The organism is Schlesneria sp., from assembly GCF_036405755.1.
In the GTDB taxonomy this organism is placed as follows: Bacteria; Planctomycetota; Planctomycetia; order Planctomycetales; family Planctomycetaceae; genus Schlesneria; species Schlesneria sphaerica.
In genome coordinates, this window is the sequence record NZ_DASWWZ010000266.1 from 1 (window position 1) to 12,530 (window position 12,530).

Here is a 12,530-nt window from a genome sequence, read left to right on the forward strand (position 1 = left end):
AATAAGGCTTACGCGAACCTTCGCGTACGAACTCACCCCCGGCTGTCGCACCGAACGCGAGCAGCAACAGCAGCGAGGCGGTTGCGCCGTTGATGTAAAGTCGCTGCATGACCATGCCGATGATGGCGTATCCGCCGATCGCGAGTGATGCGCCAATCGAGATATTCAGAAACAGCATCATCGCGGGACTTCCCCCCAACACCCAGCTCCGGCTGTCGGGTGGCATCGCCAGCAGAAACCAGATTCCCAGCACAGGCATCAGCGCCATGGGAATCAGCAGGTGCGCCGCGCGATTGATCAACCGACGCTGGGCATCCCGATCGAGGGTACTCATCAAGTTCGTGACAACGCATCCGACCAGCCCTGCCAGCGTCAGCGACACCACGGTTCGAAAGAACAGGCTGGGCCAGAAGCTGGGATTGAAAAAACCGTCGACAATCGACCGTGTCTCAAGCCAGTGGCCCGGCGTGAGCTGCCAGGAAAGAATGCCGTTAATGATGAACAAGCTCATCCACGACGCCCCTGCATAGATTGCCAGCAGCGTCATCGCCGCACGATCATTCAGACGGGCGTGATAACGATAGAACGCATAGCCCGAGACAATTTCAAGACAGAAGAAAGTCCACTCGGTCGCCCACAGCCAATGGAAGTTATCCACCATCGCGCCGATCGTGGCGGGACTGACCTGGATCGCCGTCAGCCAGATCCCGACCCCCGTCAGGGCCCCCAGTACGAAACTGATCAGGACGACGACTTTGAAATACCCCTCGACAAACTGGCGAGCGTGTCGATCGCGTCCCGTCATGGCCAGCCACTGAAAGTAGCAAAGCAGGAATCCCCCCCCGACCGCAAACTGGGCGAGAAACACATGCACAATCGCCACGGCTCCCATCACCAGCCCCGGCATCAGCGGCCCGTAGTCATTCACCGGAAATACATGCGTCATTCCAATGGCCCTCCTGCAACGAGTTGTACCATTTGACCAGCGCCGTTGCACTCGGTTGCATGCGGGCCAGTAACAATTCATGCTGTCGGCGTGAGAGTCATGCAAAAAGACAGCATCAATCGAAATCAGGGGATCAATACGGTGAGCGATGTACTGGCAGGCAAAGTTGCGTTGGTAACAGGAGCAGGACGCGGTCTGGGGCGCGCTTTCGCTGAACGGCTGGCAGCCATGGGATGTGCCGTCGGGATTCATGGCATGCGGGAAAATGGTCCGGCCGAATACGGGGAAGGAACCACCCTGACCGATACGGCAAACCAGATCGCCACCAAGTACGGTGTCAAAACGGTGAGAGTTCTCGGTGACCTCACCCAGAATAACGAAGTCGCTCGAGTCGTCGAGGAAGTGAAACAGGCACTGGGCCCCATCTCGATTCTCGTCCATAACGCAGGGGGTGACATTGCGGCAGCGGGAGGAAAACCGAACCCAAACGATGCGGTCAATATCAAGGAAATTGACGTCCGAGCCGTACTCGATCGGAACCTGATCAGCACCATCTTCACCTGTCAGCATGTCGCACGCGGAATGATGGACCAGCGCTGGGGTCGCATCGTCACCATCAGCTCGATCTCGGCCTTCAAAGGCAACGAATCGAGCTGCATCTACTCCACCGCCAAAGCAGCCGTTGTCGAATATACCCGTTGCCTTGCGGCCCAGCTTCGCCCGTATAATATCACGGCCAATACACTGGCTCCGGGAGATACGCGAACGGGTCGCTTCCTGGGAACGCGGTCGGTCGCCGAAGAACGACTCGTCACCGACGGAACCCTCGACCGCATCGGTCTGGTGGACGAAGTCGCTCGCGTCGTGGAAGTCTTCGCCGGGCCCCTCGGTGACTTCATCACCGGACAGGCTCTTCGCGTTGACGGGGGCAGCCAGTGCTGGCCAGCCTGAACTCCCAGGCAACTTGAAACGGACGGGATTCCTCACACACACGTTTGTCGTCGAAGTGAGCCAGAGCCGCCTGCAAGCGGCTCTGGCTTGCAACTGACGCAGCACAGGAGCGTGACGAGAGCCCCCCGGTAACATGGTATTGGAACCTCCCCCTTCCCCAGTGATGCTTGAAAACGGGTTGATCATCATGAGAAAGTGGCTTTCACTCTGTTTGTGTGGTTTGTCTGTTTCGGGATGCGGACTTGCGGGAGTGGAAACGGACGTTCCGGTCCCGACCGCGAAAGCGCAGCCGCTGGGGGGGCAACCCAAGCAGAATGAATCGCCCCGGACAACTCTCGAACCGACAGAGCGATTGATCGGTGGCGTGAAGTTCGAAGTTCCCGCAGGATGGGAAGAGAAAAGTCTCTCAAGCTCAATGATCCTGGGGGAGTACTCGCTTCCGGGTGAAGCGGGTAACGCACGTCTGACGCTGTCCACTGCGGGTGGCGGCACAGCGGCCAACCTTGAACGCTGGCGAGGTCAATTTCAACCCGGCCCGAATGATCCTCCCGCAAGTGAAACGACAGTCACCGCTGCCGGAAAGGAAGTCACACTGCTGGACGTGCACGGCACGTTCAATGACTCGTTTGGCGGGGGAGGCCCCAAGCCGAACTGGCAACTCCTGGGTGTGGCCATTCCGATCGACCCGGACCACAATTACTTCGTCAAGTTGACCGGTCCCAGTGAAACTGTCACCGCACGGCGTGAAGAGTTTCTCAAGTTCGTCTCATCAGCGCGGTTCGAGAAGTGAACTGAGTCTTGGAAAATTCGCCAGCTGCCGTCACACCGCCGAGATTGGTGTCGGATCAAGGAAAATACAGGGGTAGACCAAGCCTCTGCAGGACTCACTCGCGGACAACAACCGAGTGAGCCTCAACGATCGGATCAGCGCGAGGTTGCGGCCCGTTTCTAAATGAACGGGCATTGCGGCTTAAGTGGGGTGAGGGAACTCGGTCCCCTGCTTGCCAGTCATGCTCCTTGCGCTGAGCGATGACCATTCACGATCGGGGCCCCTGTCGGGTCGCCATAGCCTGAGCCTGATCGGCATCACCTGCACGTATCTGTGTAACGCAACCGCGAATCACTCTGAGGCGAAATCGGGGATCGAGTACTGAGTCTCGATCACGGCGTTGGCGAAGAGTTCCTTCAAAAGTTTCTTCGGACGGTTCTTGTTTCGCTCTTCCGTCAGTGTCTCTCGAATTTCTTCGTACACATCTTCAAACGGCTTGCGACTCGCTTCCTTCCGTCCAATCACGCGTACAACGCAGACGGAATCGCGGCCCTCGTGGACCTCGCTCAACTTCTTGACCGGCATCTCGAACAGCTTTTTCTCAAGCTTCGTGTCGGCCAGGTTTCCTGCTTCCATCCAGTCCCAAAGGCCCCCATCGTTGGCCGTGGGTCCGTCAGAATACTTCCTGGCAACCTTGTCGAACGAAACACCCTGATTAAGTTCGTCGATGGCCTCCTGCAATTTTTTCATCGCAGCTGACTTGCTCGTTTCCGGCGTGACCGACACTTGAATCTGCTGCCACTTCACTGTGGCAGGTACCAGAAATTTGTCGGGATTGGCTTTGTAATACGCGACCAGATCAGGCCGCTCGATCGGATCGGGCTTTTCTGACTTCGCCACGAAATACTCCATCGAGAGTCGATCCAGAGCGAAGTTGTCTTTCACATTCTGAAGGGTGGTTCCCTTCTTGTTGAGTTCCAGTTCCAGCTCCGTCTTGTTCGTCACCTGCAGATCCTTCTTCAGTTTCTCGACCTCTTTCTCAAACAGTTGATCGATGTGGCCATTCATCTGCTTCATCTGATCAGGTTTGAGGCTACCCTTCATCCGCTCGACAAGAACTTTCTTCTGAATCTGAGCCACGATATCTCGCTGAATTAAAGAGTAGCGAAGTTTTTCGTAGTCATCCGGCGAGGGTAACTGCTGGCTGCCGGTCTGATTCTTCGGATCACTGGCAAAGGCCTGCATCTGCTCGCGGACACTGATCAGATAACCGGAATACCGGTCGAGCACATCACCATTCAGGATCGGTGCTCCGTTGACTGTGGCCGCCACTTGCGAATTGAAGATAGTCGTATCATCTTCCCAGCCGGCCCAGGGATTCTTATCGAGTGACGCACGGACCTGTGTAATGTCCGAACCATCGTCTTCAGGCAGGTCTCCGCTGTCTTCCTCGTCGCTGTTCTGCGCGACCATGACTTCATCATCGTCGTCGTCGTTTTCGATTCGCTCAACGCGCCGGGGAGCCTCGACCATCACGGGATTTTCGTGTTTCTTCTGCAGCGACTTGCAGCCTGTTGTTCCCAGGGACGAGACAACCAGGGTCAAAAGCAAGGCAAGACGCAGCATGCGGGCGGGGTCCTGAACTAGCGGAAATCCCAACGTGCGAAGCACCGAATGAACTGGCAGACCGCGACTTGACAGGCCGTGAGCCGGCAGTCCCGACAGGTCGACGGCGGTCATTTCTGTCGTATCCTTCATCGCAAAACCACTCAGGAATCCGGCCAGAAGAAACTTCGGGCGGGCTCGCGAGGCCTTATTCGCACTGGAAGAGGAGTGATCACAGTGAGAAGACTGATCACAGCGTACGGAGGTTGGGCAAAGTCGCGGATTCATAGTGACTATCCCCTTATTTCCGTAGGTTGGGTGATGGGCGCGCAAGCCCCGAGCGAAGTGAGACCACTGATCGATCAAGGCGAGTTTTGACGTGATTGCGGGTTTGTAGTCAAACCGTCGTTTTTAAGGCAAGATCGAATTATGAATGGGGCAAAAGAGATGCTCGCCCCTGTCGCACGTTGGCTACAGTTCGGCTTGTCCGGTTTCTACAGGACCGTTACTCTCTGAGTACAGCCATTAAGCCCACGTTCCGTCATGTGGCAGGCATCCCTCCGGAAAGGCAGGTCCAACTCCTAGATGATGATGAAACAATTTATCGCAGCCTGTGCCATCGCTGTCGCCACATTGACGCAAGTAGTTTCTGCACAAGAACTCACGATTGGGTCCAAGGCTCCGAAGCTGGAGCTGAAAGAGTTCATTAAGGGTGAAGAAGTCAAAGGGTTCGAGAAAGGCAAAATCTACGTCATCGAACTGTGGGCCACCTGGTGTGGACCATGCCGCGTGACCATCCCGCACTTGACCGAACTGCAGAAGAAATTTGAAGACGTCGCCATTATCGGTGTCGCCGTTCTCGAAGAAGATCAAGCTGCTGTCGCTGACTTCGTCAAAGAGATGGGCGACAAAATGGACTACCGCGTTGCGCTGGATCTGGTTCCCGAAGACGCCGAACCGACCGAAGGGAAGATCGTCACCAACTGGATGCAGCCAGCCGAACAACAGGGGATTCCCGCCGCCTTCATCATCAATGGTGACGGCAAGATTGCCTGGATCGGGCACCCGGGGCAAATGGAAGAGCCATTGGAGAAGATCGTTGCAGGAACATGGGACCTTGAAGCAGAAGCACAGAAACTGGCCGACATGAAGGCCCTGCAGAAGAAGCTGGCAGCCACCATTGGCCGGTTGCAGGAACTGTTTAAGGAATTCAGCGACGACGGTGATCCGAAGGATCTGCTGGCCGAACTCGACACAGCTTCGGAAGAAATTCCTGACCGGGCCGAGATGTTCAACCTGATCCGCTTCCAGGTCCTCGCTCTGTCCACGGAACGAAGCGACGAAGCGGTCGACGTCGGCAACAAGATTATCGAAACAGAACAAGGCGAAGATCCGGGCCTGTTGAGCAACATGGCTCGCGTCATTGTCGATCCCAACCGCGACCACAAGGCTTCACCCAAGCTGTTGAAGTTCGCTCTGAAACTCGCACAGAAGGCCGATAAGCTCGTCGATGGTGAAGACGTCATGGTGGCAGACACCCTCGCCAAGGCTTACTTTGACACCGGCGACGTCGCTGAAGCAGTGAAAGCGCAGGAACGGGCCATCGAACTGGCCGAAGGAACCCGTGCGGCCGCAGATCCCTCCTTGAAAAAGCGGCTGCGACAGTACAAAAAGGCCCTGGACTCGGCGAACGAAAAAGAAGAGAAGCCCGCCGAAAAGCCTAAGAAGTAATCCCGACCAGTTCGTCACACTCGACGACCGCTGATGCTCTGGAAAGGACGACTGCCACACGCAGTCGTCCTTTCTTTTTTGCCCGGCAAGTGGTGCTTCACGGAACGGTAAGTCCCCACCTCAGAGCCGTAATGACGGGAACCGTTAGCGGTGAGACAGTGTGTCCGCCCCGAAGCGGCATCGAAAAGCCCCCAGACACAACCTGGACTCGACGAACACCAACAGAAGACCAGCCGGCCGTGGGGGCCAAACCCCGGTTTGGTCGCGACTGATTCCGCTGCGGAAAATCTGAGACAGGCCCCCTCTGCGGTGACTGAACCCTATTTCCAACGAGCAGCCAGCGACTCATCACCTTAAAGCGCTACCTTCCGCAACCGCTTCGAACAGCGCGGGAGGTGGCATCGTTCGTACCGAATTGTCAAATAGCGAAACGTGCATCGACTCAATTTCCGGCTGCTTACAAAGCCGGGACAAGAGGCCTCCCTGGGACCTCTCAACTTTCGTCCGTCAGCATGTCATTGCGGGAAGTGGCCCTATCGTCTGCTGATCAATCGGAGGCTGGCACTGCCCAGGCCCCCTGCCCCACTCTGTAACCTGCCGGGTCCTGGTTCCTCCCGGTATGTCGGCTTCCCCAAAGCCATCCAAGACTGGAGTGCCGCATCTTCAACGACGTAAACTCACGTCTTAATCCGATGACGCGAACGGGATTGTCAGCCACATTCCGAAAAACCTTGGCCAGCCGGGCCAGTCGCCTGAAAAATGCTTAAACCTTTACTATCCCAACTTATGGGACTGGCCACCGACTGGCCAAAGTTTGGCCAGCTGGCCACCCCGTTCCCCTCGTCATTAAGACTCATCTGAAGGTGGCCGTGACGATCGTAGAAGCGGCGTCCCATCGCTTCATCTTCTCCACTCAAAATCCAACCTCATGTCACCACAGTACTTCCTCCTTCCCACCCTCACTCCACTCCCCCCTTCTCATAGCCGCCTCAGATTCAGCCCGGTAGCTGCGGTTGCCCCATGCAGTCTGGCCACCGTTTTTGTGCGCGAGGATCCCTTCGAACGCCCTGACAAGGATGCGGATTCCAGTCTTCCGCGCGCAGACACAACACCGATAGAGTTCTGGCCTCGGCGCTCCTCACCCGCTGGCAGCGGATTTTGGAGTACCAGCAGTGTCAGCAACAAACAGAAATGCGACGAGTCCAAGTATCCAAACCTTTGGAACAAACGCACGCTTCATCGCCGAGCAAACAAGCCATCCCGACCGGAACCGGTCTCCCCACAACCAGCCCAGCGCGGAGATCGCCGCAATCGCCGCCTTGGGCTGGCCTGTGGATGCCGCTCAGGCAAAAGAATCAAACGCTGAACCGTATTGAGCGCAACAGGATATGCTGCGTCCCCAACCCCCATGTCCATCCCCCCCCCCATGTCCCTCCGGCCCAAAGGGCCATCCATTCCCATAGCCCAGCCCATCGGGCTGGGATGTGATTCGATTAAACATCATCAGGCCTGAAGGGCCGACCGTTCGAACGCATGCCGAGCCGCAACCAAATCATATCCGGCCTCTGCCCGTCATTGCGGACCCTGTTCTGCTCCATCTCATCTGGCTCTTCTGCCTACCCCTTCAACAGAATCCGCTATGTCCCCGTTTATCCACGTTCTTAGCAACAGCTCATTGACAAACGCCGGGAATATCTGGACTCTAAATCGTCATCCATTCAAAGAAATCTCGGACCCGCTTGCGAATGATCGTTTTGTCGACCTGCCGCGGCGCAGGCGGTATGAACGATAACAAAGTCCTGTATTCAACATTGATGAAGATATAACAGTCTCAATCCCATCTTGGGTCGACTTTGTCGTTTCACGATAGATCACTTCGCTAACGACTTCCCCGCACTTCGGTTAGAAATCGAGTTAGAACCGTGACGATCAAGGTCAGGATGCTCTTCGGAGAACTCCGCAATGATGCTTGTCTTTCGGGTCATGACCGCTGCGTGCCTGCTGAGCCTCCTGCTGCGTCAAGTTGATGCGCAATCACTTGACGCCTCGACCGTGTATGAACCCGATGTCAGAGAGGTTCTTAATTCGGTCCTGAAGGAGCGAGCACGCCTCAAGTCCTGGAGATTTCAAGCCGTTGTGACCCGGAAAGACGACCGGTGGAATCAATCAACGCGGTCCGCCCTGCTCAGCATCTACGATCACGCGTCACGGCGCATGCGACTCGAAACCGAAGGCGATGCGAGATCGGTCCTCACGTCGAACCTGGAGCCACCGTGTGATCCGTCAGATCTGGACCGGACGCCTGAATCGCTGGCTCGGTTGAGGCGTCATAGTTGCAGGTCTTTCATCGTCGACCAGCACGACTATCGTGTGGAATGGTACGGAATCGGTAACACCCAGTCCCCCGACGCTGAGACGACGCACGCCCATCTTCTGAACAATCTGGAGACTCCGCCCTACCGCTGTTCACCGGCCATCGACCCGCGATCTGCCGGAGTGCTTGATCAGACGAGTCCCACCCTGCTGGCATCGCTGGAATCGTGTCTTGTCCATTTCAACGACGGTGCAGAATTAGCGACCCTGGATCGCTCTGACGCACCACAGCTTCGTATTGTCTTCGATTACTCGATACCCGTTCGTCGAGTCATCCACATCGACCAGGAACGAGGGTACACAATCACACGGTGCGACACCATCGTACTGACCGACGACCGTTCCGAACTGGTGACCCCTCGTACGACATCGGCTGCTGAATGGGAGCAGTCCGACCTGCCCGACGGGCCATGGGTTCCGACGAGAGCCTCGTGGGCGGACGTTGATCGAAATGGAAGCGTGAGACGAACGTCGTACGCGTTTCAGTGGCAGGAAGTCAATCCGCAAAGCTTCGACGACAATTTGTTTGATGATCGAATCAACGAAGAATATGGGAATGATCAGATCCTGCTCGACAGCCACACCGCTAGCGTCACGGAACCTGAAGAGCCGTTTATCGCCGGTGCATTCTCAACACCGCAACCGGCCGTAGCCACAAATCCGGCTGTCGTGCCATCGCAAGATCCCTGGCTGTGGGCGATGAATCTCGCAGTGCTGCTGGGGGTCATCACCATGCTTACCCCGCGTCTGTAAAGTCCTTCGCTCGCAGCCGCGAAACTCACGTCAACCGTTCTTTACAACGATGCAGGCTGAACCCGCCTGCCGACGGCAGGCAGACACCTGTCCATTCGAAACGACGGCGAGTCGCTCGACGGTTTCGGCTGCGCGCTGTGCCGCTGTCCCCCTCGTTAAGCTTCGCTCGCACCCGGCTGTCATCCGTGGTCGTAGACGAGACGTGGACTCCCGGACGTGCGACGTACTCACGGCTGCCTCCGCTTTTGATTCCAGCAGAAGTGGAAATGTCGGTTGTCTGCGTAACGATTCTCAATTGACGAGTTCGCCAGACGAGATCGAGCAATTTCTCGTTTGAATTGGCGCCTGTGCCCTGTCGCCGTATGGTTACTTCACATTCACGATTTCAAGACATGAGGCCTCTGTGACTTCTATTCCTCGGGCGTGGCATTCCCCAAAACGCCTGAGTGAATGCACCGATTCGACTGAGATCTGCAGCATGTCTGAAATTACCGCTGTTCTTGATGAAATGCGTACCGGGGATGCGGATGCATCGGCAAGACTTCTGCCGCTCGTCTATGCAGAGCTTCGGCGAATTGCCGCTTTTCGGATGAGCCACGAAAAATGTGGCAACACCTTGCAGCCCACGGCCCTGGTTCATGAAGCCTGGCTCCGGATGGCAACTTCTCCTTCGGGAAATCAGTGGGAAAATCGACAACACTTTTATGCCGCAGCCGCTGAGTCCATGCGCCGCATCCTCGTCGATGCCGCCCGACGCAAGGCGGCTCAAAAACATGGTGGCAAGTTTTCCCGACTTCAATTGAGTGAAGACGAGCTTCTCTGTCCCAGTCCCGCAGCAGAAATCGTGGCGGTGAACGATGCGCTGGATCAATTGGAGGAGGACGATTCTGTGGCCGCAGAATTGGTAAAGCTGCATTACTTCGGCGGACTTTCGCTGGAGGAAGCAGGAGAAATGCTCAACCTCTCAAGAGCGAGTGCATATCGCGTTTGGACGTATGCGAAGACCTTTCTGCGAGTCCATTTGACGGATTAGTACAAGCCCAGAAAAAGAACCGCCAGATTGTCTGTTCAATGTCTTCTTTTCTGAGACATTTGCGAGGGAATTGCCGCCAATCTCTTTGCGACAATTTGTTTCAACACTTACCCCGCGTGAGTTCCCCCTCTCCCGGTCGGGTAAGTTCCCGCTGAAGTTTCCGGGTGAACTTTCAATGTGAAAAGGTCGGTCCACGATGTCGAGAGTCATCCGCGCCACTATTCTCGCTGGTTGGTTGGGAGGGAGGTTTTGTGTTGGATGACACTGCCCATTCAGCGCGAGAGATCTTTCTCGAAGCCATTGAAAAGCATCAGCCACATGAGTGGCTGACTTTTCTAAAGTCAGCGTGCAACGGTGACGAGTCGATTCAACGGCGAGTCGCGGTATTGCTGAAAGGTTACGGGGAGTCGGGGTCATTTATGGCGTGCCCCGCGACTGCGTTTCTCACGGAGATTTTTGACCTGCCCCCGGAATTCGAGAACCCCGCCCACACGATTTCCGAAATAGGACGTTTTCGCCTCATTGAACGAATTGGTTCTGGCGGGTTCGGAGTTGTCTACCTGGCCGAAGATCCTGTGCTTCAGCGGCGAGTCGCGATCAAGATTCCGCGGCCCGAGACGGTCTCCACGGCGGACCTTCAGCGACGATTCGTTCGCGAATCACAAATTGCCGCTCAGCTGATGCATCCCCATCTCGTCTCGATCCATGAGGCGGGGCAGGCCGGGTCTGTCAGCTACCAGGTGACATCCTTCTGCGCGGGTGGCACCTTGGCCTCCTGGCTTCGATCGGATGAGGTTCCCACCAGACTTGCGATTGACCAGCCTGACACGGGGGGTTCACGGAAGTCGCACACGTCCCCACAACGGCAGCTTCCGATTGCAGTCGCGGTTGAACTATTAATGGGACTCGCCGAAGGTGTGCACTACGCTCACGAGAGAGGAATCCTGCATCGTGATCTCAAGCCATCCAATATTCTTTTGCACCCAAAGTGGGACTTGTCCGGCAAAGAGAGTCGCACTTCAGAGCCCCTCTCTTCCACGGGAAACGCATCACTCCCACCGCTGGAATCAATCGCAGAGGGAGACTCAATCCTTCCGGGATCGGTACCATTGGATCAGCTTTGCAAGCTGTTTCAACCGATGATTTCCGATTTCGGGCTGGCCAAATTTTATGATGAGACTGAAATTGCGGCACCATCGCAAACAAGTGGCGAAACGACATCCGCGCGGCAAACCTCGCTGATGGGAACGCCAGAGTACATGGCTCCGGAGCAACTCAATGGACAGTTGGGGATCATCGGACCAGCGACGGATATTTATGGACTGGGAGCGGTACTGTATGAGGTGTTAGCGGGCCAACCTGTCTTTCCACATGGGTCATTTCCGCCTATCCGGAATTCGGTCGTTCGGCAAACACCCCCGCGTCTCAGGCAACTACGACCTGAAGTCCCGCGAGATCTGGAAGCAATTTGCCTGAAATGTCTGGCTAAATCGCCGTCGCAAAGATACAGCTCCGCTAAGCAACTGGCAGAAGATCTCGAATCATTCTTACGAAATCAGCCCGTCACCGCTCGCTCGTGGAGTTTGCACGAGCGACTGTTTAACTGGACACGAGGACGGCCCGCGGTTGCCACACTTTCGCTTGTTGCCGGGAGTTTGTCTTTAGGATTGATTTGTTTCGGAGTGTGGCACCTCTATCAACTCAATGAGTTGAATTTCAAACTCGTTTCGACGATTCAGGAACGTGAACTTCAAACCAGCGTCGCTCGCCACGCCCGGTCCATCGCAGTGGAGCAGGCAAAAATTGCCCAAGAGCAAAGTGATCTGGCGAATCAACAAAGTTATCGTTCTGAAGAGTTAGCATGGCTTGCCGGTCAGCGAGAGTATGCTGCAAACATGTGGCGAGCCGCCGAACACCACCAGAAGCGGCAATTGAGCTCCATGGGAACGGTGCTGCAAGAATTCATTCCTCGGTTCGATTCGCGTTCAAACGACGTTGTCTCGATCAGACGCAGTGAACCTGCAGGGACCGGAGCAGCTTATCGAGTACCGGAGTTTACAGGTCCAGAGGATTCGCGCGGGTTTGAATGGTATTACCTATGGAATCAAGGCCTCAATCTCCTTGAGCTGAAAGGCCATAGCGAGTCAATTGTGGATGCCGCCTTGACTCCTGACGGTCGAGTTTGTTTTTCCGTGGGACAGGATGGAACCGTTCGCCGCTGGGATCCGAAAACGGCATCCCTTCTCCAAACGTGGTCGCTAGGTGAACCCGCGACCCGACACCAAGCCCGGATCAGTCGCGATGCAACACGAGCCATTATCGCGAGGAATATTGCGGAACAGCATCTCTGGGAAGTACTTGCCTGGGAC

General features: G+C 56.0%; 8 protein-coding genes. 6 read left to right on the forward strand and 2 right to left on the reverse strand.

What is annotated here, in order from left to right:
* Positions 1–946 (reverse strand): c-type cytochrome (locus VGE80_RS09250; RefSeq protein WP_440592452.1); only part of this gene is annotated, 946 nt, incomplete at its 3' end.
* Positions 947–1,045: 99 nt separating this feature from the next.
* Between VGE80_RS09250 and VGE80_RS09255 the strand changes: the two genes are divergently transcribed.
* Both VGE80_RS09255 and VGE80_RS09260 read left to right on the forward strand, forming a co-directional pair.
* Positions 1,046–1,897 (forward strand): SDR family NAD(P)-dependent oxidoreductase, encoded by an 852-nt coding sequence (locus tag VGE80_RS09255; RefSeq protein WP_373653347.1) that lies wholly within the window; start codon positions 1,046–1,048, stop codon positions 1,895–1,897.
* Between the two features lie 187 nt (positions 1,898–2,084).
* Complete coding sequence (locus tag VGE80_RS09260; RefSeq protein WP_373653348.1) at positions 2,085–2,687, forward strand: hypothetical protein; 603 nt, start codon at positions 2,085–2,087, stop codon at positions 2,685–2,687.
* Between the two features lie 330 nt (positions 2,688–3,017).
* Here the strand turns inward: VGE80_RS09260 and VGE80_RS09265 are convergent, their stop codons facing one another.
* Positions 3,018–4,406, reverse strand: a complete 1,389-nt coding sequence (locus tag VGE80_RS09265; RefSeq protein WP_440592453.1) for a peptidylprolyl isomerase — start codon at positions 4,404–4,406, stop codon at positions 3,018–3,020.
* A 450-nt stretch (positions 4,407–4,856) separates the two neighbouring features.
* On the opposite strand from VGE80_RS09265, the gene VGE80_RS09270 reads away from it, so the two are divergent.
* From VGE80_RS09270 to VGE80_RS09285, 4 genes are all read left to right on the forward strand, one after another.
* Positions 4,857–6,002, forward strand: a complete 1,146-nt coding sequence (locus VGE80_RS09270; RefSeq protein WP_440592454.1) for a redoxin domain-containing protein — start codon at positions 4,857–4,859, stop codon at positions 6,000–6,002.
* A gap of 1,962 nt (positions 6,003–7,964) precedes the next feature.
* Positions 7,965–9,128 carry a hypothetical protein gene (locus tag VGE80_RS09275; protein WP_440592455.1) on the forward strand — a complete coding sequence of 388 codons (1,164 nt, stop codon included), beginning with the start codon at positions 7,965–7,967 and terminating at the stop codon, positions 9,126–9,128.
* A gap of 478 nt (positions 9,129–9,606) precedes the next feature.
* On the forward strand, positions 9,607–10,161 hold the full coding sequence (locus tag VGE80_RS09280; protein ID WP_440592456.1) for an ECF-type sigma factor: 555 nt from the start codon (positions 9,607–9,609) through the stop codon (positions 10,159–10,161).
* Positions 10,162–10,412: 251 nt separating this feature from the next.
* Positions 10,413–12,530 (forward strand): protein kinase domain-containing protein (locus VGE80_RS09285; RefSeq protein ID WP_440592457.1); only part of this gene is annotated, 2,118 nt, incomplete at its 3' end.